Annotated in this window: 41 protein-coding genes; 6 read left to right on the top strand and 35 right to left on the bottom strand. The window is 65.9% G+C overall.

What is annotated here, in order from left to right; translation table 11 throughout:
* Position 1: 1 nt before the first annotated feature.
* The 7 genes from VO57_008845 to VO57_008815 all read right to left on the bottom strand — a co-directional run bounded on the left by VO57_008845 (position 2) and on the right by VO57_008815 (position 6,840).
* Complete coding sequence (locus VO57_008845; protein ID XBL68254.1) at positions 2–1,087, bottom strand: phage protease; 1,086 nt, start codon at positions 1,085–1,087, stop codon at positions 2–4.
* A 205-nt stretch (positions 1,088–1,292) separates the two neighbouring features.
* The gene (locus VO57_008840) at positions 1,293–1,784 is read right to left on the bottom strand and encodes a phage virion morphogenesis protein (protein ID XBL68253.1); all 492 of its coding nucleotides are present in this window, start codon (positions 1,782–1,784) and stop codon (positions 1,293–1,295) included.
* Positions 1,785–1,860: 76 nt separating this feature from the next.
* A complete protein-coding gene (locus VO57_008835; protein ID XBL68252.1) occupies positions 1,861–3,120 on the bottom strand; it encodes a phage minor head protein in 1,260 nt (419 codons plus the stop codon).
* The gene (locus tag VO57_008830) at positions 3,117–3,281 is read right to left on the bottom strand and encodes a hypothetical protein (GenBank protein XBL68251.1); all 165 of its coding nucleotides are present in this window, start codon (positions 3,279–3,281) and stop codon (positions 3,117–3,119) included. The genes VO57_008835 and VO57_008830 overlap by 4 nt, the downstream gene beginning before the upstream one ends.
* Positions 3,281–4,852 (bottom strand): DUF935 domain-containing protein, encoded by a 1,572-nt coding sequence (locus tag VO57_008825; GenBank protein XBL68250.1) that lies wholly within the window; start codon positions 4,850–4,852, stop codon positions 3,281–3,283. Before VO57_008825 ends, VO57_008830 begins: the two co-directional genes overlap by 1 nt.
* A gap of 121 nt (positions 4,853–4,973) precedes the next feature.
* Positions 4,974–6,680, bottom strand: a complete 1,707-nt coding sequence (locus VO57_008820; GenBank protein ID XBL68249.1) for a hypothetical protein — start codon at positions 6,678–6,680, stop codon at positions 4,974–4,976.
* Positions 6,673–6,840: a hypothetical protein gene (locus VO57_008815; GenBank protein XBL68248.1), complete on the bottom strand. Its 168-nt coding sequence runs from the start codon at positions 6,838–6,840 to the stop codon at positions 6,673–6,675. The genes VO57_008820 and VO57_008815 overlap by 8 nt, the downstream gene beginning before the upstream one ends.
* Positions 6,841–6,905: 65 nt before the next feature.
* On the opposite strand from VO57_008815, the gene VO57_008810 reads away from it, so the two are divergent.
* Positions 6,906–7,163, top strand: a complete 258-nt coding sequence (locus tag VO57_008810; protein XBL68247.1) for a hypothetical protein — start codon at positions 6,906–6,908, stop codon at positions 7,161–7,163.
* A gap of 11 nt (positions 7,164–7,174) precedes the next feature.
* Here the strand turns inward: VO57_008810 and VO57_008805 are convergent, their stop codons facing one another.
* From VO57_008805 to VO57_008680, 26 genes are all read right to left on the bottom strand, one after another.
* Positions 7,175–7,753, bottom strand: coding sequence for a DUF3486 family protein (locus VO57_008805; GenBank protein ID XBL68246.1), 579 nt, complete (start codon positions 7,751–7,753; stop codon positions 7,175–7,177).
* Positions 7,750–8,292 carry a fatty acid desaturase CarF family protein gene (locus tag VO57_008800; GenBank protein XBL68245.1) on the bottom strand — a complete coding sequence of 181 codons (543 nt, stop codon included), beginning with the start codon at positions 8,290–8,292 and terminating at the stop codon, positions 7,750–7,752. The genes VO57_008805 and VO57_008800 overlap by 4 nt, the downstream gene beginning before the upstream one ends.
* Entirely contained in the window at positions 8,292–8,600 is a 309-nt protein-coding gene (locus VO57_008795; GenBank protein XBL68244.1) for a hypothetical protein, read from the bottom strand. The genes VO57_008800 and VO57_008795 overlap by 1 nt, the downstream gene beginning before the upstream one ends.
* Positions 8,597–9,031, bottom strand: a complete 435-nt coding sequence (locus VO57_008790; protein ID XBL68243.1) for a hypothetical protein — start codon at positions 9,029–9,031, stop codon at positions 8,597–8,599. Before VO57_008790 ends, VO57_008795 begins: the two co-directional genes overlap by 4 nt.
* Positions 9,028–9,468, bottom strand: a complete 441-nt coding sequence (locus tag VO57_008785; protein XBL68242.1) for a hypothetical protein — start codon at positions 9,466–9,468, stop codon at positions 9,028–9,030. Before VO57_008785 ends, VO57_008790 begins: the two co-directional genes overlap by 4 nt.
* Positions 9,465–10,157, bottom strand: coding sequence for a hypothetical protein (locus VO57_008780; protein XBL68241.1), 693 nt, complete (start codon positions 10,155–10,157; stop codon positions 9,465–9,467). The genes VO57_008785 and VO57_008780 overlap by 4 nt, the downstream gene beginning before the upstream one ends.
* On the bottom strand, positions 10,154–10,801 hold the full coding sequence (locus VO57_008775; protein ID XBL68240.1) for a glycosyl hydrolase 108 family protein: 648 nt from the start codon (positions 10,799–10,801) through the stop codon (positions 10,154–10,156). The genes VO57_008780 and VO57_008775 overlap by 4 nt, the downstream gene beginning before the upstream one ends.
* A gap of 60 nt (positions 10,802–10,861) precedes the next feature.
* A complete protein-coding gene (locus VO57_008770; GenBank protein ID XBL68239.1) occupies positions 10,862–11,221 on the bottom strand; it encodes a hypothetical protein in 360 nt (119 codons plus the stop codon).
* Positions 11,211–11,477, bottom strand: a complete 267-nt coding sequence (locus VO57_008765; protein ID XBL68238.1) for a hypothetical protein — start codon at positions 11,475–11,477, stop codon at positions 11,211–11,213. The genes VO57_008770 and VO57_008765 overlap by 11 nt, the downstream gene beginning before the upstream one ends.
* A complete protein-coding gene (locus VO57_008760) occupies positions 11,477–11,701 on the bottom strand; it encodes a hypothetical protein (protein XBL68237.1) in 225 nt (74 codons plus the stop codon). Before VO57_008760 ends, VO57_008765 begins: the two co-directional genes overlap by 1 nt.
* Complete coding sequence (locus VO57_008755; protein ID XBL68236.1) at positions 11,698–12,048, bottom strand: hypothetical protein; 351 nt, start codon at positions 12,046–12,048, stop codon at positions 11,698–11,700. The genes VO57_008760 and VO57_008755 overlap by 4 nt, the downstream gene beginning before the upstream one ends.
* Positions 12,045–12,728, bottom strand: a complete 684-nt coding sequence (locus VO57_008750) for a regulatory protein GemA (GenBank protein XBL68235.1) — start codon at positions 12,726–12,728, stop codon at positions 12,045–12,047. The genes VO57_008755 and VO57_008750 overlap by 4 nt, the downstream gene beginning before the upstream one ends.
* The gene (locus VO57_008745) at positions 12,725–13,048 is read right to left on the bottom strand and encodes a helix-turn-helix domain-containing protein (GenBank protein ID XBL68234.1); all 324 of its coding nucleotides are present in this window, start codon (positions 13,046–13,048) and stop codon (positions 12,725–12,727) included. Before VO57_008745 ends, VO57_008750 begins: the two co-directional genes overlap by 4 nt.
* Positions 13,048–13,197, bottom strand: coding sequence for a hypothetical protein (locus VO57_008740; protein ID XBL68233.1), 150 nt, complete (start codon positions 13,195–13,197; stop codon positions 13,048–13,050). Before VO57_008740 ends, VO57_008745 begins: the two co-directional genes overlap by 1 nt.
* Complete coding sequence (locus VO57_008735) at positions 13,194–14,213, bottom strand: AAA family ATPase (GenBank protein XBL68232.1); 1,020 nt, start codon at positions 14,211–14,213, stop codon at positions 13,194–13,196. The genes VO57_008740 and VO57_008735 overlap by 4 nt, the downstream gene beginning before the upstream one ends.
* Before the next feature lie 70 nt (positions 14,214–14,283).
* A complete protein-coding gene (locus VO57_008730) occupies positions 14,284–16,260 on the bottom strand; it encodes a transposase domain-containing protein (GenBank protein XBL68231.1) in 1,977 nt (658 codons plus the stop codon).
* Complete coding sequence (locus VO57_008725; GenBank protein ID XBL68230.1) at positions 16,253–16,714, bottom strand: hypothetical protein; 462 nt, start codon at positions 16,712–16,714, stop codon at positions 16,253–16,255. Before VO57_008725 ends, VO57_008730 begins: the two co-directional genes overlap by 8 nt.
* A gap of 264 nt (positions 16,715–16,978) precedes the next feature.
* The gene (locus VO57_008720) at positions 16,979–17,176 is read right to left on the bottom strand and encodes a hypothetical protein (protein XBL68229.1); all 198 of its coding nucleotides are present in this window, start codon (positions 17,174–17,176) and stop codon (positions 16,979–16,981) included.
* A complete protein-coding gene (locus VO57_008715) occupies positions 17,173–17,682 on the bottom strand; it encodes a hypothetical protein (protein ID XBL68228.1) in 510 nt (169 codons plus the stop codon). Before VO57_008715 ends, VO57_008720 begins: the two co-directional genes overlap by 4 nt.
* Entirely contained in the window at positions 17,675–17,815 is a 141-nt protein-coding gene (locus VO57_008710) for a hypothetical protein (protein ID XBL68227.1), read from the bottom strand. The genes VO57_008715 and VO57_008710 overlap by 8 nt, the downstream gene beginning before the upstream one ends.
* A 2-nt stretch (positions 17,816–17,817) precedes the next feature.
* Entirely contained in the window at positions 17,818–18,039 is a 222-nt protein-coding gene (locus VO57_008705) for a hypothetical protein (protein XBL68226.1), read from the bottom strand.
* The gene (locus tag VO57_008700; protein XBL68225.1) at positions 18,039–18,365 is read right to left on the bottom strand and encodes a hypothetical protein; all 327 of its coding nucleotides are present in this window, start codon (positions 18,363–18,365) and stop codon (positions 18,039–18,041) included. Before VO57_008700 ends, VO57_008705 begins: the two co-directional genes overlap by 1 nt.
* Entirely contained in the window at positions 18,365–18,727 is a 363-nt protein-coding gene (locus VO57_008695) for a hypothetical protein (protein ID XBL68224.1), read from the bottom strand. The genes VO57_008700 and VO57_008695 overlap by 1 nt, the downstream gene beginning before the upstream one ends.
* Complete coding sequence (locus VO57_008690; protein ID XBL68223.1) at positions 18,724–19,419, bottom strand: SAM-dependent methyltransferase; 696 nt, start codon at positions 19,417–19,419, stop codon at positions 18,724–18,726. Before VO57_008690 ends, VO57_008695 begins: the two co-directional genes overlap by 4 nt.
* Positions 19,409–19,633: a hypothetical protein gene (locus VO57_008685; protein XBL68222.1), complete on the bottom strand. Its 225-nt coding sequence runs from the start codon at positions 19,631–19,633 to the stop codon at positions 19,409–19,411. The genes VO57_008690 and VO57_008685 overlap by 11 nt, the downstream gene beginning before the upstream one ends.
* A complete protein-coding gene (locus VO57_008680) occupies positions 19,633–20,637 on the bottom strand; it encodes a hypothetical protein (GenBank protein ID XBL68221.1) in 1,005 nt (334 codons plus the stop codon). Before VO57_008680 ends, VO57_008685 begins: the two co-directional genes overlap by 1 nt.
* Positions 20,638–20,818: 181 nt before the next feature.
* On the opposite strand from VO57_008680, the gene VO57_008675 reads away from it, so the two are divergent.
* Positions 20,819–21,259 carry a hypothetical protein gene (locus VO57_008675; GenBank protein ID XBL68220.1) on the top strand — a complete coding sequence of 147 codons (441 nt, stop codon included), beginning with the start codon at positions 20,819–20,821 and terminating at the stop codon, positions 21,257–21,259.
* Positions 21,243–21,368, top strand: a complete 126-nt coding sequence (locus tag VO57_008670) for a hypothetical protein (GenBank protein ID XBL68219.1) — start codon at positions 21,243–21,245, stop codon at positions 21,366–21,368. Before VO57_008675 ends, VO57_008670 begins: the two co-directional genes overlap by 17 nt.
* Before the next feature lie 23 nt (positions 21,369–21,391).
* Here VO57_008670 and VO57_008665 read toward each other — a convergent pair whose 3' ends face one another.
* Both VO57_008665 and VO57_008660 read right to left on the bottom strand, forming a co-directional pair.
* Positions 21,392–22,084: a hypothetical protein gene (locus VO57_008665; protein XBL68218.1), complete on the bottom strand. Its 693-nt coding sequence runs from the start codon at positions 22,082–22,084 to the stop codon at positions 21,392–21,394.
* Positions 22,081–22,326: a helix-turn-helix domain-containing protein gene (locus tag VO57_008660; protein ID XBL68217.1), complete on the bottom strand. Its 246-nt coding sequence runs from the start codon at positions 22,324–22,326 to the stop codon at positions 22,081–22,083. The genes VO57_008665 and VO57_008660 overlap by 4 nt, the downstream gene beginning before the upstream one ends.
* Before the next feature lie 130 nt (positions 22,327–22,456).
* On the opposite strand from VO57_008660, the gene VO57_008655 reads away from it, so the two are divergent.
* From VO57_008655 to VO57_008645, 3 genes are read left to right on the top strand one after another with little or no spacing between them, the layout of a single operon-like run.
* Positions 22,457–23,113: a LexA family transcriptional regulator gene (locus tag VO57_008655; protein ID XBL68216.1), complete on the top strand. Its 657-nt coding sequence runs from the start codon at positions 22,457–22,459 to the stop codon at positions 23,111–23,113.
* Positions 23,110–23,430 (top strand): hypothetical protein, encoded by a 321-nt coding sequence (locus tag VO57_008650; protein ID XBL68215.1) that lies wholly within the window; start codon positions 23,110–23,112, stop codon positions 23,428–23,430. The genes VO57_008655 and VO57_008650 overlap by 4 nt, the downstream gene beginning before the upstream one ends.
* Complete coding sequence (locus VO57_008645; protein XBL68214.1) at positions 23,427–23,603, top strand: hypothetical protein; 177 nt, start codon at positions 23,427–23,429, stop codon at positions 23,601–23,603. The genes VO57_008650 and VO57_008645 overlap by 4 nt, the downstream gene beginning before the upstream one ends.
* Positions 23,604–23,607 lie beyond the last annotated feature (4 nt).

Genomic DNA, 23,607 nt, shown 5'->3' with positions numbered 1-23,607 from the left:
GTCAGAGTGCCTCCGTTGCGCCGAGCTCTTCGGCGCGGGTTTCCTTGAACTTTTCGGGGTCGAGAGCCATCAGCGCGATCACGCTGGTGTCGGCCTCGTCGAGCTGGTCGGCCTTCCGCTGGGGCACGTCGCGCGCCTGCAGCGCCAGCCCGCCGACCTTGGGCAGGCCATTGATGATCGCCTCGGCCCGCTCGGGGTTTTCCTGGTGCATCGCCAGGTAGTGGTCGCGCTGAGCCTTCACCCCGACGCGGCCTTCGCGGATCGCCTTGTCGATCACTGCGGCCGACTTCTCGCCGGCACGTTCCGACTGCAGCGCGACGAATTTCGTGCCCAGCTCGGTAAGCTCGGACTGGAGCGCGGCGACCAGTCCGCTGTCGCCGCTCTTGAGCTGGCCGATCGCGGTGACGATCGCATCGCTCGATGCATCGGCCTGCAGGCCCAGCGCGGTAGCGATTGGCTTGGCCTGCGCCTGCAGGGCGGATTGCAGCGCCTCCTCGGCGACATCTTCGTCGCCCATGCCGAGCTTCTTCATCGCCGCGGCCTTGATCGCCTCGTCGGTTGCGTCCGCCTCGAGGCCAAGCGCCTCGATCAGCATTGCCTTCCAGTCCATGGTGGTTTCCTCTTGGTGCAGGGCCGTCAGCCCTTTCAGGTTCGGGAGATTGATCAGGCTGGCCCGCGCGATCGCGAGGACGCGCTTGGCCTTGTCGTGCAGGATTGCCGGGGAGATGCCGCGATAGGCCTTGTCCTCGCGCAGCTGGCGACCGGCCGCGTTCCACTCGACCTTGCCCCAGATGCCGTCATCGCGGCTTTCGAGGGCGACGATCCAGCCACGCGCCGGGGCCGAGCCACCCTTGGGCGCGGCCAGATCGGTGGCATGGCATTCATCGACCACAAGGGGATTGCCCGCCGCGTTGAACGCGGTCACCACCGCGTCGTAGCTCGGCACCGTGTACGGGCCTCGACTGTCCTCGGTCTCGACCACGCCGCCGCCGGGCAGCAGGTGCAGCCACTCGCTGCCGTCATCGGGCAGCTGGGCCGGGAGAGCGATCGCGCCGCACAGGGCAAGGGTTGAACTCTTGGTCGTCACCCGATGGTAATTGGCAGCGCACGGGGCGCGATGGCATGCCCGCCATGGCGGGCATGGGCCGAATGCGTCGGGGATATCGGAGGGATCAGCCGGGCGGCGATTCGCGCTTCGGCCTGCCGACTGACTGCCACAGGCACGCGCGCCGACGCAATGGACCGCGAACGATCAGGCCGATTTAGGGAGTGCCAATGGCACCGGCCGGCAGCTATTCGCCCAGTGCGTCGCCAAGGTGCTCGTCGACGGTATCCACGATCGCCGTCTCGTTTTCTTCGGACAGGCCCAGCCACCGCCGTGCGGGGATGGTGCCCCACGGGATCGGGTTGCCCCGGCTGTCATTTCCGAATGCGCCCTTGGCAGCCCCTTCCTGCATCACCCCGGAATAGATCAGCGAAGAACCGATCACCACGCCATTGCTGCTCGCGAATGACTGGATCTGCCGCGACAGCGCCCGGCCGGGGCCGATCAGCGGACGGCGCAGGTTGCCGTAACCGAGCTTGCGATACCGATCGAGCGTCGATTGCTTCTTCGGTGCCCAGGGATTGCCCTCGGGATCGCGGCCCTCGATGAAGCGCCTCCGGTGGACCTCGATCAGGTACTCGCGAATGTCGGCGAAGATCGGCGTCATGTCCTCCAGCTCGCGCATCGCGCGCGACAGTGCACTACGCGCCGGGCCCGAGTTGAACTTCACCTCGAACATGGTTAACTTGCTCCTCGACCGCACCTGCTACCAGGAAACATCCCTGACCGTTTTGGACGTGAGGTGGGGGCGGTCCTCATCCCCTCTCCCCGGTGCGCACGAAGAAGCTCAGCAGCGACATGCTCCTGCGCCTGCGCCAGTATTCCCACCGGGTGACGTAGGTCTCCCCATCGATCTCCAGCACGATCTCGAAAATCGGCCGATCGCGCCCGCGCGACATGCCGACGAACCGGGGCGTGCTTCCCTCCTCGAGGACACGCGGCAGCATCGCGAAATCCTCGGGCGCGATTCGCCGTTGGCCACGGCGCAGCTCGGTCGCGAGATCGCCATGGTTGCGCCGGACGTGCCGCACCTCGTCCGCCGTGAGAGAGAAGTCGAAGCCTGAAACGTCGAGATCGCGCCACCGCCCGACCGCATTGACCTGGTCCCCGCGCAGCATGCCCAGCGTGCGGCCGGGCTCGCTCGTCTCGAGGTCGCGCCATATCCGGCGGGCATAGCGCCGCGCATCGTCGCGGGTGCTGGGCAGGTTGCGATAGGCGCGAGAGATGGCATCGGCCTGTTCCTGCGACAGAGCCTCCATGAACGCCTTCGCCACCCGGTGATCCCAGTTGCCCAGCTTCCACGCCATCGCGTTGACTTCGTCGGCCGCGCTGGCGCCGGGCGCGTAATCCCAGTTCTTGCCAATGCCTTTCGGCGCGCCCGTCTTCGGATCGAGCTCGCGCCAGTTGTCGGGCAGCGTCTTGTTCGGATCGCCGCCGACCCTGCGGATGCCCGCCTTGGTCCGCGCGCCGACCACGTAGCAGCTGCAGCCCCAGTCGCTCGGCGGGTAATGCGTCTGCCAGAAGGGATGCTCGGGCGGCAGCGCGATGCCATCCCAGTCCAGATGGACCGGGCGCGGTTCCAGGCTTCCGCCATGGCGATAGACCCAGTACTTGAAGTTGCCCGCCTTCAGCTGGGCGAAGCGCCCGGCGGCATAACTGGTGTAGGAATTGGTGCGGTAGATCACGCCCGCGCGCCACGCCTCGCCCTTGACGCTGCCCTCCCCGGTCCACCCGGTCCATCCATTGCGCTGGACGATATCGCGGAAGTCGCGACGGAACTCTTCCAGCCCGCGACCCTCGGCGAGCGACTTGTCGACGGCCGCAGCAAGGTCGGTCAGCAGATCCGCCTTGACCGCGCCCGCCACCATGAAGGCGTCGTCGTGCTCCTGCCGCACGAGATCGTCCCACCGCTCGGTCGGCACGAGATTGCGCAGCTTGCGCCGGAAGAAGGCGACCTGCTCGGTAAAGGGACGCCGGAACATGCCCGTGGCAGCAGAGGGATGCTCGTCGCTCATTTCGCTTGCCGGACCAGCTTCAGCTCGAAAGGCTCTTCGTCGATGTATATCCGGATGCTGGCTTCAATGCCGACTTCGGCAAACTTCAGCAGGCCAGCCATTTCGTCGATCTTGTTTCCCAGCGCGATCGCGTCTGCCGGATTGAGGAGACCTTCCCGCATCACGCGCTCTCGTCGAGCGCATCGCTCCGGCCGGCGGCATGTGCGGCGATAAAGCCCTCCTCAAGCACCGCTGAGAGGTCGCTCACGTCGATCTCGGGAAAGCCGGTCAGGATCATCTCGCGCAGCTCGGCGAGATCGCTTGCCCGCTCCATCATCAGCTCGATCGTCTTCGCCATCGCCTGGATCGACGGGTCAGCCCGTTCTGCCATCTGCCGTGCGATCAGGGTTGCGGGATGGTCGGGTGTGCGTGCCTCGCGTTGCTGCGCCTGCAGCGCGGCCCGCGTCTCCCCGCTCACCGCGATCGGCGCGGCCTGATCGCGCTGCGGCCGCAGGACCTCCTCCTGCGCGCCCGGCTCCTCGATCCCGAACTTGTCGCGGATCGTGGACTGGCCGACGCGCAGGCCGCGATCGATCATCGGGCCCAGCGCCTCGGACAGCAGCTTCAGGTCTTCCTGCTCCGGCCGCGCGATGACCAGGCGCGGATAGCGATCGGAGGGACCATATTCGAGATCGCACCAGGGCCGCACGAGGTCGCGGTTGAGCGCGGCGGACAGCGCCTTGCAGTCGGCCTTCTCGATATCCTCGCGCACGTCGTTGTGGACGTTGGCCTGCCCCGAGCCGAGCCCGCCGGCCTGCGCATCGGTGGTGTTGGTCTGCCCCAGCACCGCTTTCGATATCTGCCGATCGAGCCAGTCGACGCGCTTTTCGTAGAGGGTCGAGCCCGCGCCGAGGTTGTCCGCCTCGACGAAATCGATCTCCATCCCTTCCGGAATGATCGCCGCGCAGTCGCCCGCCACGTTGGCCACCGCGCGGAACAGCGTGTTGCGATCCTCCTCGGTCGCGCCCCGGTGATACTTGCCCACCCGGATCGGCTGCCCATAGGTCTGGGTAAAGATAGCCCAGTCGCGCTGGGTATAGGCCTTGAACATCCAGCTCCAGGTGGCGAGCCGCGCAAGGCCGGAGCGGACTGGCAGGCCCGACTTCGCCTTGATGCTGAGCTGGATGAACTTGAACGCGGGCAGCGGCTCGTCTGGATCATTGCCGCCGATCCCGCCGCGCAGCAGCGGCGTGCGGCCGTCACGATCGAAGCGGAAGAAGCGCGGGTCGCGCCAGTCGAGCCGCGCCGGACGATACTGTCCCTCACTCGTATCCCAGATGATCTCAGTGAAGGACACGCCCTTGCCGATCGCGTCGAGCAGGTCGAACGTTTCGTCGGCCAGCTCGTCCCGGCTCAGCCATTCGCGCACCATGTCCGCCTTGGCGACATCAACCGCGTCGTCCGACGCCGCTTCCACCGTCACGTCGACCTGGCTGACCGCACGCTTGCGAGTGCCGAGCACGCCGAGATAGTGCAGGTCGCGCTCTTCCACCTGCTCGGCCAGCTCGAAATAGGCCATCGGCTCGCCCTCGTCGGCCGAGCGCAGAATGCGCGCGAGGCGTGGCGGGGTCAGCCCGTCGCCGGGATAGCCGGAGATCGGCTGCCGCACGCCCGCGAGGGTCGGCCCGGCGACTTCCTGCTTCAGCACCGCCTTGCGCAGCGGCCTGCCGAGATGGTCGACGAGTTCTGGCATCAGGTGGTCTCCGGCGAAAACGAATTGGCCTCTGAGGGCAAAACTAGAGGGTTTAAGAGGTGGGTCGGCGCGCTTTCGGGTGTCGCGGGGCGCTGGACTCGCTCAAATCGTTTCTGGGGCCTCACAGCGGCCCTCCCGTTCGCAGGCGCATACCGGCAGGCTGACGCCACCAACCCCGCGCCTCTTCCGCGTCATCGAAATCGTCGTCCGGTCCGTCGGTCCCGGCACGGCCGGCACCGCGCACCGGACGGTAGTCATAGACCGGGATCGCCTCGCTGAAGCTGGCGGCGTGGAAGTTCCACAGCGCGACTGCGGCGTCGCCGTGGCGCTTGCCGCCGTCCGTGCCCTCGGTCCGGATGCTGCGCGGCATCTTGGCGACCCCGCCGATCATCTGCAGCTGGCGCAGATCGTCGCGCACGTCCTTGTCGGCCGGGATCAGGATCGTGCCGTCCTCGAACGCGGCACGGAAGCGCGGCCCGGTCTCCCGCCGCCACGCATCGGACGGCATCAGCTCGACGATCCGCTCGGGTCCGTAGCGCTGGGCCGCCTCCTGCGCGAGTGCCATACCGTTGCCGTTCGCATCGAGGATGCCGCTGCCGAACCGGCCAAGTTCGCCGACCAGATCGACCAGCCAGAACAGCGCCTGCTTCTGCTGGTCGTATGGGCACTCGCGCAGCTCGACGATCAGCGGGACGTGCCGCTTCAGCTGCTGGTCGACAAAACCGATCGGGAGGCAGGTCCGGTCCTGCCGCATGGCGAAGTCTTCGCCCAGGAACCATGCAAGGTTGCGATCGGCATAGTCCTCCAGCAACGGAGCGACCTCGCGACGCAGGAAGGCTGCCATCTCTGCCTCGCGCGCCTCCCTGGGCCAGTGGACGAAGTCGCGGCCGCCGAACTTCTCCTTTGGCGGCTGCCAGCGCACGACGCGATACTTCGACGTGCTGCACGCCTCGATCCAGGCGAGCGGCAGCAAAACCCCTTCACCCTCGCGCGGGATCGCGTCCAGCTCTTCGCGCATCGCTTCGACGCGGCTGCCGTAGGCGCGCCGAATCGTGCGATACCATTCCACCTTGCCCTCGGGCGTCGGCTCGGTCCCCTTCATCAGGCACACGCGCTCGTACAGCCCGTTCTCGACCGCGTCGTCGAAGGTGATCGTGTGGATGGAATAGTCGTACTGACCGGCGCGGGTTTCCTTGATCAGCTCGTTGAACGGATTGAGGTTGCCGTTGTGGGTCGAGATGATCCGGATCGTGCCGCCCCAGATCAGCAGCGCGTTACAGGCATCGATCACCGCCGCGACATTGCGGTGGAACGCCGCCTCGTCGATCACCACCCGCCCCTGCAGGCCGCGAATGTTGGCCGGATTGCTCGACAGCGCGACGATCTGGTGACCGGAGCCAAAGCGGATGCGGTAGGCGGTGATGTGCTTGCTCGATCCGTCCTCCTGCACGTCCTCGAACAGGAACTCGTCGACGCTGAGCAGCTCGCGTGCGACCACCTTGGCGAAATTGGCGCAGACCGAGACGAACTCGAGGCCCTTTTCCTTGGTGTCGCCGATGTAATAGGTCGTATCGCCGCCCGCGCTCTTCGCCGCCGCCGCGATCAGCGTCGAATCGAGCGCCTCGGCGAAGGTGACCCCGGTCCGCCGCCCCTTCTCCGCCAGCTTGAGCGGCGACTGGTCGGCGATCCACGCCTTCTGGTGCTCCATCAGGATACCATCGGCCAGCGGATCGAAATCCGGTGGCGGCAGCGCACCGGGCAGCAAATCGTCGACCGGCGATCGTGGCGGCAGCTGGTCGGCGGTGGGGAGATCGGCGAGGTCAGTCATCGAGCAGCTGCTTCAGCGCGGCACGCTGCTCGGCATTCAGCTCGATCCTGACATCCCGCACGTCGCGGGTCTTCGCGACCAGTGCCAGCCGCTCGCCATCGATCTTCGCGAACACCACTTCGTGGCCCCGCGCGCCAAGGTTGAAGGTTCCGTCCTTCATTGCGCGACCCCAGCGCCGGGCAAGGCCGGATTGACTCGTTCCGCTCCTGTTCTCACGAAAGACCGATGCGCCTGCCTTCCGTGAATCGACCGCCCTCGACGGCCAGCGTCGCACTGATGATCCAGCATGGCGTGCGGGTGCGCGCCTGGTGCGACACCTGCCAGGGAGCATACCGCGAAGTCGACCTTGCGCAGGTCAGTGCTGCGAAGGGACCCGACTTCGACCTTTGGGGAAAGAGCACACGTTGCCGGCTGACGCCCGGCTGCGAAGGGCGCAATCGCTTCTATCACAACGCCCGCGGCTACTTCTGCCCGCTGCGCTAGATCCGAGCGGCTCACGACTTCACCCCAAGGAAGTCCTTGCGCAGCTGGGCAATGCGGTCGGCCGGCAGTCCGGCCTCGCGCATCTTGACCTCGGCGCGATCGGCAGCTTCCTCGAGCTGCTGGGCGACGCGCTTCTCGAGCTGCTTGCGATACTCTTCCGAGCCGCGCTGCGCGCTCACGGTCGATTGCAGTGCGCGGCTCAGCTCCATGATCGCTTTCGGGTCGAGTTCCTTGTCCTCGAGGATCTTGAACATCGAGACCTTGATCATCTCCGCGACCAGAACGGTCACGTCGTCGGGTGCGTCCGTGCCCAGCGTGTCGACCAGCTCGGATGAGATTCGACGCACCTCGTCCATCTTGCGGAACTGGATCGCCTTGCGCACTGCGTAGCGGTTGAAGGCGCTCTTGCTGATCGGCTCGATATCGCGGGCGATCAGCCGGGCGTTGAACTCCTCGCGGATCGTGTTCTGCGGCAGCTTGCGTTCGCGCAGCGCCTCCAATGCCCAGACGACGTCTTCCTCTGCCTCATCGGGCAGCGTGTCGATCGAGGACAGGCGTCCCCGGCCTTGGCGGCGATCGGCGGCGCTCATCGGATTACACCCTTCGGCAGCAACCGCTCCAGCCCGCGCCAGAACCGCACGCGATCGAGCAGCGGGTTGAGCCAGGCGGTCAGGACGCAATAGCGGCGGTCATGCGGCCAGAGATGGTGCACGCCATGCGCCCAGCGATAGCTGATCAGCCCGATATTCTGGAACGGCTTCGCCCACTCGGGCGTCATCTCGGGCTTGTGCGCCCAGGCGTGAACCTCGTTGGCCATCATCCCGCCCAGCCACGCCGACGCCAGCCACCACTGCGGACCGAAGGCGAGCAGCAGCGGCAGCGCCAGCGCGCTCGCGCCGGCCCATGTCGTCCAGTTGCGGACGACGAAGCTGGTGCGGGTGAAGTCGAGCGGGCGCTTGTGGTGCAGCAGGTTCGGCGCAAAGACGTGGCGACCGATCAGCGGCCAGTGCTCGCGCCCCGGGCCCAGCCGGTCCTCGGCCCAGTGGAGCAGCCCCGACAGGAAGTCGGCCAGAAGCCATCCGGCGAGCAGCTGGGCAGCGACCGCCGCAATGGAGAGTGCGAGGTCCATCACTCGGCCTCCGAAGGCCGCGCCACGCCGGAAAGAACCGCGCGCTCCTCCACATGGTCGCGGCCCGTGCGGGTGATCTTCGCGATCAGCGTGCTGCCGGCTTCGCCCAGCTCGACCGCGTCGAGGCTCTCCAGCTTGCGCAGCTGGGTCGCGATCCAGTCGCCATCGCGGCGGATGGCATGCACGTCGAGGATCGAGCGGATCGACAGTGACGAGAGCCGACCATCGGTCTGACCAGCCAGCTCGCGCAGGATGATCAGCCGCGCCTCGGCCGCGATCGCATCGGAAAGACTGTTCTTGAAGCTCATCGCTCCATCCCCTTCGGCACGAGCACATCGTAGATGCGGTCGATCTGCTTGCTGGAGGCACGAACGTCGGCAGATACCGAGGCGATGTCTTCTGCCATCTTGTCCTGCCGCTGGTCGATATGGCGGACGCGCCGTGCTGTGGCTGTGCCCGTTTCGGCGATGCTTCCCACCTGCCGCTCGATCGTCTCGATACGCGCCTGCTGCTCCTTGAAAGCCTCGCTCAGCCGCTCGACATCCTTGGCAGAGGCTGTTGCCTCTTCCAGCTTCTTGAGCCTTCGGCCATGTGCCTCGTGCTCCTGCCGCATACTGCTGACATCGTGCAGCAGCTTGCCGGTGCCGACCGGGTTGGCAGCGCCATTGCGGCGGCTCAGCCACACGATCGCCCCCAGGATGATCGCGATGATGAAGAGTTCGAGGTAGGGGCCGATCATGTGTCCGTTCCGTTCTTGTCGATGCCGATCGCGCCGCGCGCCTTGCCGACGATGTCCTTGATGAAGTCGCGCAGCTGGTCGCCCAGCAGCTCGATCAGCGAATAACCGGAGAAGCCGAGCCCGATCGCGATTACGAAGGCGAACAGCCAGCGCGGGCGGCTCTCGACGATCCACAGCTCGACCAGGATCAGCATGATCGCGGTCACCAGCAGGAACAGCGGCCAGCTCAGCGCGCTCTCGCTCTTGCGCGCCAGCGGGCGCGCCATGATCACGCCAAGGAAGCCGAGCACGCAGGTCACCAGCGGGATCGGCACGCCACCGATCACGACCAACATGGTGTCGGCCAGCTCGGGCGCGACTTCGGGCACCACGCTGGTCGCGGCCAGCGCGGGCACCCAGCCGAGCAGGAAGTGCGAGAAAGAGATTGGCTCGCTCACTGCGCAGGTTCCTCCGCGTTGCCGGAGAAGTCGATCAGCGCGGAGCTGGCGACCCACTGCTGGAGGGGGACGAGCTTGTCGGTGTTGGCCTGGGCTTCGGCGAGGACCCACGGAAGCTGCTGTAGAAGTCCGTCACAGTCGGCGGCTCCAAAAGCCTGGCATCGGGCGGTGAGATCGACGGGCTCTCCCGCGTCACCGCCGAGACTTCCACCCGCGAGGGCAGAGTCGGCTTCGGCTCGGGCGAGGCGGTCGCGCAGGCGTTCAGCAGCAGCAGCGCTGCCAGCAAGGCGGGCTTCGTAATCATCGGCGGTCCTTTCATTGATGGCGGCAAACTCGGCCTCGACCCGCGCGATATTGGCGCGGTCGGCTTCAGCGGCGTCGATCTGCGCGGCCATCACCAGCTGGACGAATTCGGTGTAGCCACGCTCCCAATCCTCGGCGGAGACGCGCCACGTCTCCGCAAGCATGGCCTCGCGATCGGCACGGGCTGTCTGGGTCGCGACATCGGTGCGCAGGCCGGGGACGGTGATCAGGAGGCCCCAGAGCCACAGCGCACCGAACACCGCGATCACCACATGGCGAAAGTCTGCGAGCAGCCAGTCGAACAGCTTGCCGAGCAGTTTCCAGAGGCCGCTGAGCAGCCACTTACCGACGCCTAAGAGGGCGTTGAGGAATGGGAGTGCGTTCATCGGCCGAGCCGATCGGCCCGGTTGAGCCAGCCGCGAAGGAACCTGCCTTGGCTCGGGTTGGCGCGGACGATCGCGTAGTAGCGATCCTTTACCTCTTGGCGGTAGGCCTCGATGATCGCGTCCTCGCCGAACCTGTCGAGGTATTCGCCCAAGCGCAGGCGGGTCTTCTCACCAAGAATTCCATCGACCTTCAGCGGGATCGTGCGGAAGCGCTTTTCGCGCGTGATCGAGTTGATCGCGCGCTGGAGGAGCTTCGCCGCGGCCTTCAGCCCGCCATTGACAGCCTGATCGAACAGCATCTCGCCGATCGGCTCCGGAAAGCTCCCGCAGTCGAGCCGGTTCCAGAAGCATTCCTTGTAGAGGATCTTCGCGTCGAGGATCGTCAAGGCGCGGATGTCCGCCCCGTCGATGTCGCCGTCCATGTCGAGATCGAAGTCAGCGAAACCATCGCCATCATCATCGATCTTGCCTTCGGTCGCGAGGAACCGCAGCGAAATGCCGTATTTGGTCGCGCCGCCGCGATCGACCTTGTCGTTCACGTAGCCGCCTTCGATCCCGAGAAGGTGGGCGAAGGCGCGCAGGTATCGGTCGGTGAATGCCTTCACCACGATTGGCTTGTTGGGGTCGATGTCTTCGGTGGCCATGCCGACAGCTCTATGGTCTGCCGGGCTTGGAGAGCATGCCCGCCAAGGCGGGCATGGCTGCTAGATATCGAGGGAGAGCTGCGCGCTGCCCTTGACCGGGGGCTTCGCCATGCGGGCGAAAATCTTGTCGACCGAAGGTTCGACGATCCCCAGCTTCGTCGCGATCTCTCCATTGGAGAGGCCGCGTTTGCGGTAATGCACGGCGCGCAGCTCTCGCGCAATGGGGACGCGAATATAGGCGAACGAGTAGAGCCGATTGAGCTTGGCCGCGCGCTCCTCGCCGATCGCCCTAGTTATAGCATGATCGGGGTCGAGCTTCTCGGGCACATAGAGCCGCCGCCCGCCGAACGCCTCCGCCAGCGCAATCAGGCCGTCTTCGCCGATCAGGGCGATCAGTGTGGGGGTGAGCCTATCGCTCATTCGCCATGCGCCGCAGTCGGCGCAGCGTCGTGCCCGGTTTCTCGTCCTCCAGCACGGTCACCACCACGCCATTGCGCACGAGGAACGGGCCGTCTGTCGCCGCGATGAAATAGTCGCGCGCGCCGATCTCGACCGCGGCATCATGCGCCTTGTCGAGCGATCGGGCGAGACTTTCGCGCAGCTGCTCGACCGGGATACCGGCCGACCGGTCGAGGAAGCGCAGCAGCGCGTGATCGGAGACCCGCAGCGTGCCCATCAGCTCGTCCCCTCGCGTCCGTCGCCAGCGATCGCCAGCGGCAGATCGCAGCGCGAGCAAGTGGCGGTGACCCGCCCGACATGCCATTGCTTGCAGCCGCAGCTCGGGCAACGGTTGAGCTCGCCCGGCAGGTAGCTGGCGGCATAGCCGCGCGCCCCGCGCTGAATGCGGTCGGCCAGGGTCGGCGCGCGATCGCGCTCCACGACAACCAGTGCTCTGCTCATGTCTTGTGTCCTTGTCCTGCGGCGCGATAGAAGCCGTCGACGCGCCTTCCCTCCGCCTTTTCCGACCAGTTCTTGAGGGCCTTGCGCAGCCCCAGACGCGACGTCGTGCGGATGCCGGCGAAGGCGACGAGCACCGCCCCCTCCTCCAGCTGCTCGATCGTCACACCCTTGGCGCGCAGGTTTCTGATCACCTCCAGCTCCGCCACACGAAGCCGCTTCGCCCATGTCGGGTAGTGATAGCTGAGCAGGTCGCGGGGCTGGCTCGCATAGGCGCGCGCCAGCGGGGCGAGCCCTATTATCCGGACCACGCTTTTCTGCTCCTGGCTGGGCAGCGGGCTGCGGCTCATCGCGTGCCACCTTCCCCGCGCAGCACCCGGCCCAGCTGGGCGGCGAGCGTGGCGTAGGTTTCGGGTGAGGTGGCGAGCAGCGTGTCGACCTCTTCGCCCAGCAGGCGGTAAGCGGCGACATCCAGCGACCAGTTCGCCCCGGCGAGGCCCTTCGCCTTCAGCTTGGCGAGAATCGCCTCGCACAGGCCCTTCTGCAACTGGCGCACGGCCAGCTTCTCGCCCTTCGGTCCGCGCTGGGCCCAGCCCTCACGCTCGGCCATGTTCTTCAGCGCCTCGATCAGGCGATAGCCGTCCGACTGGCGCGCCCAGTCGAGCCGCTCGCAGCCGAGCTGGCGCTTGGCGAAGGATTCGAGAGCGGCTTCGCCCTGGTTGCGCACCGCACCCAGCTGGTAGAGCGAGATCCAAAGCGCCCTCGCCTTGCGCGCCACGGGATGCTGCGCGACGCGCTGGCCACCCTTCTTCGGCAGCGGCTTGAACCCGCGCTTCTTCAGCGCATCGATGACCGCCTCGAGCTGCGCGTCCGAGCAGTCTGCCGAGCTGGTCTTGCCCGAGGCATCGAACACGATCTGGCGATAATCGTCCTCCTCCATCTGTAGCTGCGTTCGCGCGACGTGGATCTTCGCGATCATCGATCGGCGGTGCGAGCTGATCGCGGGTTCGCGAGCGGTTGCGGCGTTCATGCTGCTTCCCTTTCCTGCTCGATCTGCGCGACGAACTTGGCGCAGGCTTCGTCGAACGAAGGGTCTGCCTCGCGCAGCCTCGGCGCGGTGACCTTGTGGGCGTGGATGATGGTGGCGTGGTCGCGGCCGTTGAGCAGGCTCGCGATTTTCGGATAGCTCATCGATCCCGGCCGGTGCTCGCGCAGCAGCCAGACGAGCAGCGTGCGCGCCCACACGACGTCGGCAGTCCGCCGCTTCGAAAAGAGGTCGAAGCGGGTCAGGCCGGTCTCGCGCTCCACGAACTCGATCGCGGTGACGATGAACGGATTGCGCACCGACATCAGCCCTCTCCGCCCGCGATCGCGACCAGCAGCAGGATCGCGAACAGCGCCGCGAGCGAGGGGAGGACGATCAGCGCCTCCCGCCGAGCCGCGCCCGGCCCCATCGCCGCGTTGAAGGCGATGACCAGCTCTCGCACCGCGCCGATCACGGCTGTTCCCTCCGCTTGGACAGCTGCGCCCAGGCGTCCTGCACATGGCGCAGGGTCAGCGCGGTTTCGTCGACCAGCGCCAGCATGTGCGCGACCTCGAGGACGTGGGTCGCCCCGCGCAGTGCGCCGGGCAGCTTCGCAATCCGCGTCACCTCCTTGCGGACGTCATCGTCATCGATGCTCCACCCGTCGAGCATCGCCTCGATGTCGGCATCGAACGGCTTCGATCGGGTGAGCGACATCGCCACCCGGCTGAAGATCTGCGCGAACGCGGCAGACCGCGCCCCGCCATCGAGCGTCTGCTGCACCTGCTCGTTACCGAACAGCGCGATGCCCACTCCGGTCTTGTCGTGCCAGCTGCGGATCTCCTCGATCGCCTTGGGGGTCAGGTGCTGCGCCTCGTCGAACAGCAAGAGGCAGTCGGGCGCGCCGTCGATGAAGTCGACGATCCGGCGCGAGAGGATCTGGCTGGTACCGGTCTGGACCTTGATCCCGAAGGCGTCGAGCACCTCTTTCTGCAGGCTGTTGATCCCCGAACAGGATGGCGCGACCGCGATCACGAAGACGTTGCTGTTCAGCTCCTGAAACCGCTTGCCGGTCCGCGTCTTGCCCAGCCCCGCCCCCAGCGCCGCGTAGACAATCCGCCCGCGCTTCGCCCATTCGAGCATCGCGGTCAGCCGCTTGCTCACTTCGGTCTCGTAGAAATGCGGCGCGGTCGGCAGGTTGACTTCGATCCTGGCACGCGAGGTCAGCGAATGGCGATACCTGCGGATCGCCTCCACGAAGCGGTCGTCGGGGCCCTGGTACTTGCCGCCGATCCACACGCTGAGCGTGCTATGCTTTATTTTGGCATCGAGCCGGGATGCCATCGCCGGCCAGCTGCAACCCAGCTCGGTCTTGTGGGCGATCAGCCACTGGCGCTCTTTCTCCACCTCGCGCGCCCATGCCTCTTGCCCATCGACCGTCTCTTTCCAGGCCTTCTCGTCTGCTGCGGGCTGTTCAATCTGCGTTGCCATGGTATTTTCACTCCTGTTCCTTGGTGGACATGGCGCGCGGCGGGCCTCTCACCGCACCGTCGCGCGCCGCTTATTTCTTGCCGCCGGTCACCACGCTCAGCGCCGTGAAGATGCTGCGCTCGCGTTCCTCGTCCTGTCTTGAATCCGGCATCGCCTGCGCCTGCGCGGCCACCGCCACGCCCTTGCGCGGCGGCATCGGGCGGATGACACTCAGCTCGGGGACTTCGGGTTCGATCGGCCGCGCCTGCCGCTGCGCCAGCTCCTGCGCATCGATCAGCCCTTCGGCCTCCTTCGCCGCGCGCACCGCCTTGCGGTTCGCCGCACGCTGTTTCTCGATGCTCTTTGCGGCTTCTGCGGTGGTGTATCCCGTGTCGGCGATCATCTCCGCCTTGCCGAGGTAGCCGCCGCTCTGCGCGTAGACGTGGATGTCGCCGTGCAGGTTGTCGGGATCGAACCGCACGGAAACCCGCTCGCCCGCATGGCGTCCGATCTCCTGCGAATAGTAGCGGTTGCCGTAGAGATGGATCACGCCGTCGTTCTGGATGCGCTTCTGGTCGGCCGCGAGCAGCGCCATCCGCAGGTGCTCTTCGGTCGCCTTGCCGATCGGCGCGGTCGCGTAGCTTTCGGCAAACACCTCGTCGAAGCTGCGGCCCTTGGCCGTCTCGGTCCGCCGCCCCTTGCGCGCGTTGTGCTGGGCGATACCTTCCGCGACCAGCGCCTCGAACTCGTCCCAGGCCACCGCGTGGGTGCCGTAGTTCTCCGGCTTCTCGAACGGGTTGCGCCCGGTATAGGCGCCCTCGCACAGCGGGTGCTGTGCGATCGTGCCGTTGAGGTCGCCGAAGGCACGCTCGATCGGCTTCGACTGGCCGCGATAGGGCAGCGTCCAGTGGATCGCGATGCCCAGCTCGGTCAGCAGGCCGGTCGGCTCCTCCTCGCGGATCTTGAAGCGGAAGCGGGACTTCGACCCGCCGGTGATCCACTTGCTCGCGAAGCCGCGGCCATTGTCGAGCGTGCAGGCCTTGGGGATGCCCCACTTCTGGAACAGGTCGGCGAAGGCCAGCCTTACCAGAGCGGCGCTCTCGACCTCGCCCATCCGCCACGCGACGATCTTGCGGCTGTAGAGGTCCTGAATCGCCACCATCACCGGGCGAACCACCTTGCCCTCGGCGGTGCGGACGAAGACGTTGAAGGTGTGCCCGTCGATATTGACGTGTTCCAGCGCGTGGAGGTGAGAAACCGTGCGCCGCTGCGCGGGCAGCGACTGGCGCAAAGCCTCGCGCCCCTCGCGCTGCAGGATCACGATCTGGGGGTCGACCTCCGCCTTGAGCTTGCGCCGGAACGTCCGCTCGGACGCCATCGGCAGGCCGCGCTCGGCGGCGATCGCCGACACCCGGCGATAGGAGCTGCTCAGCGGCGGTGCGCTCGGCCGCAGGTAATCGCTCTTGAACAGCGTCCACAGCTCGGGGTCGATATCCTTGGGCTTTCCTCCGCCCCGGCGATCGTCGGCAAGCGCAGGCAACCGGTTTTCGAGTGCGAGCCCTGCGATATTGGTCAGCCACTTCCACATGGTCGATTCTCCCTGTCCGTGGCGGGCCGCAGCCTCTGCCACCGCCGCCGACCGGGTCATTCCGGCCTGCTCCAGCGTTTCAATTTCCTGCACGATCTCCAGCCGACGCCGCGCCTCGCGCTTCACCTTTTCGGTCTGCCGATCGAACCACGCCCAGGCGCGATCCTGCTGCGGCTCCGCCGCGATCTGGCCGGGGATCAGCCCGCGCTTGCCCAGCGCGAGCTGAGCCTCTGCGGGCAGCAGGCGATAATGGAACTCCAGCCCGCCGCCGCGCCCCTTGCGCGGCCGTGCCAGCGGCTTGCGCTCCAGATCGACGCGGGTCGCCCAGCCCTCTTCGCCCGCAAGACGATTGATCGCCCGCTTGTCCCCGGCGAGGCCCGGCAGCGCCAGCTGCGCCAGCTCGGCTGCGGTGAACCATTCGGCAGGCGCAAGGTCCGGGGTCGCCTCGACGTTCTCATTGGCGGCAAGGGCACTAGACATCGGCAGCTCCGCTCCGGATCAAGGGGGCGGTCTGGGCGAGCTTGCGCTTCTCCTCGCGCGCGTTCTGAATGATGCGATCGAGCTGGCCGAGCCGGGCAGTCTTTATTTCGTCGCCGACCAGCAGCCCGGCTCCAATCCTGCGAACCAGCGGATCAAACAGGTCGTGGCGCTTGGTCGCCAGCACCAGCGCGAAGAAACGCGACATCGGCATCTTGTGATCAGTCCGCGCCCGGCTCGCATAGGCGTCCAGCATCAGCTTGCTGATCGGCTCGCCCAGCAGCTCGCTCATCCGCGCGGCGATTTCGAAGCGCGACATCGGCGTGCTCGCCAGTATCGTGCCGACCGTCTCGGCGATTTCCTGCTCGAGACCCGCGAGCACGCCCGCGCGCTCGTCCAGTTCCGGCGCGTCGAACGCAAACGCGACCTGGTCGGGATGCGGCTTGGCTTTAGGCATCGCGCGCCTCCCATCCGCTGCAGGCGGGCGAGCGCAGGACGATGTCTGTTGCACTCCCGCGGGTCCAGTTGACTAGGCCGCACTTCCAGTAACGCTTCGAGCAGTCGTGCGGTGTCGAATGACGACAGGTCCGGCAGGTTTCGCCCTGGGGCCCGGTCCCCGGCGGAAAGGCATAGCCGCGGTTGGCTTTCGTCTTGGGCAGGTTCGGGCGTCCGCGAAGCGGAGCGTCAAGTGCAGCCTGAATGCGGGGATCGATCGCCATGGTCAGCGCCCCCGCTTTGCCATCGTATTGTTCCAGCGCACGCGGCGCGCTCCCGGATCGCTGGGCGCTTCGGTCCTGCGAAGCTGCTCGATCAGCTCGGCCGCGTGGGCGTTGCCCGCAGCTGTCAGCCGGTTGTCGCTGCCGAGCAGTCCTCGCTCGCGCAGGCTCTGCCGCACTGTGTCGAATGCAGCGCCGCTCACAGGATCACCTCGAATCCTAGCTGGCAGGCGATCTCGATCACCTCTTCGGCAAGCAGTGCGTCACGCTTGCCGAAGACCCGGTACATCCGCACCAGAGAGTCCCGATCGACCACGTCGACCAGGATCGCCCGGCGCTTGAGGAAGACTGTCGCCTCATCGATGTTGCGCTTGCGCAGGTAGAAGGGGATATCGGGCAGAACGCCCTTCTTCGCGGGCCTCCGCTCCCCCGGACCATACTTGCTGCGCACCGCTGGCTTAGCCGGTGTTGCTGGCGTGGGATTGCTCTCGGCCGAGTTGGCAATGATCTCGCGGACCTTCCCGACCACATCATGCGATGGCTGCGGCGGCACGGTCACCGTGGCTGTCGTCCGATCGCCACCTGCTCGGGGCCGCAAGGTGACGATAGCGACAGTCGGGCTCGACGCGGGACCTTGCGGCTTGCGAAGCACACCGTCCGCGCCCAGCCGGTAGCGACCGAAACGATAGGGAAATGCCGCCTTAGCCATCGCTGCGATCTCCCTTGCTGACGGGAACGATCGGCACGCGGACGATGCCTTTGCCATAGGCGGGGCGGTCGCCGACCATCTTGGCGACCACGCCTTCGGTCAGCCCGATCGGGGCGGGTTTGACGTTCGACATCGCTATCTGTCCCTCATCATCCAGGCTTCGTCGGGCAGGTCGCGCAGCCGGAGCGGCGCGTCGGCGCGCTTGGCGATCCGCGCCTCGCTCCGTTCGATCCGCTCGCGCGCCTGGTCCCAGCGAATCTTTGCGCGCGCTTCGTTCGGCGTGCAGCCAAGCTGCAGCGCCAGCGTCATCTCGTGCCTGTGCTGGCGGTATTTCTCGGCGATGGTCTGGCGAGGCATCAGCATCCCTCCTGTTCCAGTTCGTGCGCGATGCGTGCGATGGTCCGTTTGAGCCACTTGTCTGCAGCGAGGCGTTTGCGGTCGCGCTTGAGCTCGGCGACCCGCAGCTCCGCGACCAGATCGGCCACAGCGACGCTGCGCGGCAGCTTGCGCACTATCCGGGTGCGCTCGATGCGGGTCCGGCCGACGAGGAATCGCCGCCGCAGCGGGTGCCAGGGCATGCTCGAGACTTCGTCGCGGCGGACGATGTCCACCCGCGCGACATTGAGCCGGTCCCGGCCCCGCTCGCGGTAGAGGATCAGGTCGCCCTGCTGGAAATCGGCCATCACACGCCCTCCCCTGCAGGACAGCGCGCGGGCTGCTTGCGGATCAGGGCGATAAAGGCATTCTCCGCCGCGACCTGCTCGTCCGCGCTTGGGCGGACCTTGCGGAAGAAGCTCGCGTCGAAAATCCGGCCGGGGTAGCGGGCAAAGCCCAGCCAGAGGATCACCTCGCCCCTCACAGGGCAGCGCTTTACGCGGACCTTCGTGACGATCCGCGTCTCGCTCAACTGGGGGCCCGGCGAGTCCTCGCGGGTCTCCGCCATGACCCAGTCACCCTGAACGATGCACTCGGCCAGATCACCCGGCTGCCACTGCTCCGCATCGGGCACCCGGATGGGCTTGAAGATCCTGCCCAGCCCCATCATGCGATTCCCGCGATCGGCAGCAGGTCGAACGACCTGTGGAGCGGCGGCAGCCATACGCTGCGCGTGAATCCGGGAGGCGTGGGGCGCTTCACGTCCCACACGACCCAGCAATAATCGATCATTCCGCCCCGGAATGCGCGGTTGCCCATCGCCTCAATCCGGTCGCCTGGCGGCATGCTGGGACGCTGGGTCAGGTAAAGAATCGCCTGCGGCGGATGGTCCTCAGCGAACAGGCCGTAGCGAACCTGACTGGCCAGCCACTTGACCGGCACCAGCATGCACACCCGGCGATGGGTCAGTCGGAGCGCATTGCGCACAAACGCCTCTGCGATCCCCTCGATATAGGAATAGGGCGGATTGCAGACGATCGAACACGCCGCAGGCGGCTTGATCAGCTCGAGGAAGTCGGCGCTGCGGAACGTCGGCAGGATCGTCGCGTCGAGTTCGCCAATCCGTGCCCAGTCGATCCGCTCGACGATGTCGGAGAAATAGACCCGGTGCCCGTCCTCGAGGAACGCGCCGCCGATCGTGCCGAGCCCCGCCGCCGGGTCCCAGACCGCCAGCCCTTCGCGCTTCTCCTGGGCGAAGCCGCCCAGCGCGCGATAAAGCTGCGCGGTGACCCAGTATTCCTCGACATACCAGTCGTAGGGATGGCGCTTCGAGTGGCGACCGGAGGAGATTTCACCGCGCATCGCCAGAAACCTCGCGGTAATGCTCGACCTCTTCGGCAAGTTCGCTGTCGAAGACGTCGAGAGCCTCGGCCAGACTTTCTGCAGCATGGCTGAGCCAGTTGGCGTCGCTGTCGGCGAAGTCACAAGCGATCTCCTCGATTGCCTTGCGAATGCGCCGCGAGCGCGAACGAGCTTTGGTGAAGGCCCTTTCTTCGTAGGATTTGCGCTGCGCCATCAGCTCTGCTCCTCGTCCAGCAGCTGGCGCAGCTGCGCCTTCATGTCGGGGGTCAGCTTTTCGACGAAGCGCGGCAGGTAGCGGCGCTTCTCGGACAGGCTCAGCCTGCTCCATCCATTGTCTATCGCATTGGTGTGCTTCTGCGCCGGGGTCGGCGCGACGCCGCGCTCGGCATCCACCCCGGCCGCAATCCGTGCATCGTCTGCGCCGAGCTCCGGATCGGCCAGCAGCGCTTCGATAACCTCGCGCCGCTTGGCCTCGTCCTTCACCCGCGCAATCGCGCGCAGCTGGCTGGCGTTCTCGCCCACAACCGGGTGCTTGGAGAGCGCCTCGGCCAGATCGGGGAACTGCTCGATCACCAGCCGGAAAAGCTCGAGGTCCCGCTGGATGGTCCGTGGGGTCAGGCCGAGCGCATCGGCGACGGACTCTTCCCAGCCGTATGCTTGCGACATTGTGTCGCAAGCATCGCTCGTCTCTTCGGTCAGGGCCTCTTCCGCCCCAATTTCCTGCCTCTTCACTCGGTCCCAGCGGGCCTTGGCACCCAACTTATACTGCGACAGCGTACCGTGTTCGCGCGCGACGCGCTCTTGTGCGGCCCGCACCAAGGCCGCGCTGAACTTTGCCCGCTCGATCGGACCCAGCGGCCTGCGATGCAGGTTCTCGCTCGCCTCCAACTCAGCGAGGTCTTCGGCCTTGCCGCTTACCTCGATCGCGAAGATCGTAATGCCTTCGTAGGTAGCCCCCATCAGGCGATGCATGCCGGTCACCAGTCGCCATGGAGCCTTGCCCTCGCTGACGCACTCTTCGATCGACTTGCTCGGCAGATACCGGACGACCTTGATCGGATCGCGCTGGCCATCGACCGCCATAAGCCGACCCAGCGCTGCCGCCTTGTCCTCGTGCAGGAAGCCGATCCGCTCGGGGATCAGAATGTCCGAGGGAGAGAGCTCCAGCAGCTGCGCGTCGGCAAGCACCGGCGCGGATTTCTTCGCGGCGGCGTTCATGCGCGCCTCCCGAAGATCATATCACCGGCGACGAAAGCAGCCAGTGCGACCAGCACGGCGCGGCTCCGGCGCTTCTCCGGTGTCTTTTCGGACAGGTGACTTAGACGATGCGCCTCCAGGCAAGCGTGCCTATTCTCGCACCGGAACCAGCGATGCCCGTTGGCCGAACCGAGGGAGCACCATGGAGATTGATCGATATACGGCCGAGGCCCACCGGCACCTCGCGCTTTTCCTTGAAGCGCTTGCAGCAGAAGGCATGGCGGACCTTGCACGCAGCCTGTCCGCGCTTGGAACGGAGGGCGCGCACGCCCTTGCCGATCGGCGACCCGATCTCGTGCATGATCTGGCGATCGCGAAACCGCACCAATGGTCGAAGCTTCTGGCAGGCATCGACCATCCGCAGGAACGGCATGGCTACCTGCTGCTGGCGTGCTATCACCTTCGCCTTGGCTACGCATGGCTGACCTGTGCCGCAGCTTGCGCGGCAGATACCTCTGTGCGCATTCATCCTCTGACGATGACAATGCGGGGAGCCGATTCCGCAGAGGAGCTTCTGTCAGGCCCTCCGACACTGTGGCCGTTCGACGACGGGCGAGATCCGCTCGATGAAGATCGCCAATGACCTTCAATTCCCGAGTGAGCTGTTCGCCGATCGCTCGAAGCATGAGGGCGGTGGTTCGACCAACTTCAGCCGACTTTCGTTCGAACTCGCGCACCTCAACGGGGTCTAGACGGAAAGGATCGTGCGGATGGCTCATGCCGCGCTCCTGGCTTTGTCGAGTTGTTTCCAGATGCGCTGCAGCGCGCTCTTTGACGGCGTGCGCTCGGGGCCGACTTCCTCGGCAATCGCCGCAACCGCATCGCTCAAGGTCAGCTGCCGATGCAGACTGATCATCAGTGCGCGGACTTCATGATCCAGCCAGTATCGCGAGTACCGTTGCCCCCTCAGCTTTCCGTCACCGCGGATCAGGCGAAAGACCGGCGGGGCGTAGGCAGCAGCCTTGGTGAACTCGGGCGTCTCAACCATCGCCTGGCTCGTGATCAGACGCTCCAGCTGGTCGAGCCGCTTCTCGAGCATCGCCCAGCGGTGATCGGCGTCGGTCGTCGTCGCCAGCTTGCCGCGTCGCCACGCCATGAACACCGTAATGATTTCGCGCCTAAGCGCCTGCGCCAAGGGACTACGGCTCAGCATCGCCAGCAGCAGCGCCTGCTCTTCATTGAGGAAGTAGACGGTGACTTCGCGCCGGGCGCGGGAGCCCGTCTCAACCAATTCGCACCGGGTGCGAATTGGTCCGTAGCCTGCAAGCTCATCGAAGTTGCGCTTGATCGATCGCCGGATGTCCAGCGGCTGCGCCATGCCAAGGCGCTCTCCCAGCCGCACGTCCATCACGCAGACTTCACCTTCGAACTCGCTGAGATCGGTCGATGAAAGGGCCAGCGCACTCATGCCGCAGCCGCCCCTTTACCGGTGGCGGCACCGCGCCTATCGCTGTCCGAATGTTTGGACTCCGCATCCTCGGCCAGCACTTTCTCGACCGCGTTCGCAACGCGCGCGCTCGTTCTGCCCCGGAAAAGGTCGCTCACCCCACTGGTGGGGAGGTCGTGCTGTTTAACGAAGCGCGCGACGGTGCCGTACTTCTTCCGGATCGCGGCCTTCACATCCTCAGGATGCATACGGTCAAGATGCATGGGCTCAGTCCAATTCGTTGTCCCTGTTATCTGGACCATGGAGCAGTATTCTGGACTATGCAACCCCGTAAGTTGGGAATTCTCGATGCTTGAGGGATGGCCCCTGCGTTTGCGGGAGGAACGCGAACGGTTGAGCTACAGCCAGAGGGCCTTTGGGGATCTGGCTGGCATCTCGAAAAACACCCAACTTGCCTACGAAACGGGGAGTTCACCGATCACGTTGGACTATCTCGCACGCGCGGCAGAGCATGGGGTAGATGTCCAGTATGTTGTTTCAGGCCGTCGCCAGCGTCATCCGTTGGTGGAGCAGCTGGTCGCATCGCCCGGCTTCGAAGAGATCGGCCAGCATTTCGACGAAACCGGCAGGCCAATCGAACCAGGCGACCTCGTGGAGATCGACGAGATCGACATGCGCTACGGCATGGGCGCGAGCGACGTGAGCGGGCACGTTGAGCCCGCTAAGCGGATCTTCTCGCGCGAGTGGCTGCAGAACTTCACCGATGCCCGGCCGGGGCAGCTCTATTGGGCGATCGGCCAGGGCGACTCGATGGAGCCGACCATCTCCAGTGGCGACCTGATCCTGATCGACCGCAGCCAGGATACGATGTTTGACCGCGACCTGATCTGGGCCTGCACCGTGGGCGACTTCGGCATGATCAAGCGCTTGCGACCGACCCGCGAAGGCGTCACCATCCTGTCGGACAACCCGGCCGTCCCCGACGACTTCGCCGTCGACGACGAACTGCGGATCATCGGCAGGGTCATCGCGAAGGTGGGGAAATTATGAGCGAAACAGCGTCGAAGCCGATTAGAACTCCGCTCTATGCGCTCGTCGGTATTCTAATCATTGGCGGGGTCGCCCTATTGGCTTCCCAGGGGGACCGCCCGAGATCACTATGCGCAAAAAAAATCGCAGAAACCCTGGTCGCGCCCGACACTCTCGAAATTCTGGAATTCAGAGACGCGTCCTTTGATCAAAATGAACAATACCGCCTAACCTATCGTGCTGATAACGCCTATGGCGTGCCAATGCGGGGAAGCGGACGTTGCGTCCTTTCTGAGGATCGCGGCATCGTCGTCTGGTACCCTACCCCCGATCTATGAACCACAGCTACGTAGTCATCATCGACGCCGACGGGGCCGAGGTTCCCGGTTCGCGGCGGCGCGGCACCGGCAGCTATCGCCGCGATATGGCCATCCGTGCCGAACTTGAGGCCGCCATGGGTGAGGGCTGCAGCGTCATCTTCCGCGACGCCGCAACGGCCTCCGATGTGTAATCTC

This window comes from Citromicrobium bathyomarinum (assembly GCA_001306305.2).
Classification (GTDB): Bacteria; Pseudomonadota; Alphaproteobacteria; order Sphingomonadales; family Sphingomonadaceae; genus Alteriqipengyuania; species Alteriqipengyuania bathyomarina.
The sequence above is the reverse complement of the archived record's forward strand: the minus strand, read 5'-3'. Positions and strand labels throughout refer to the sequence as shown.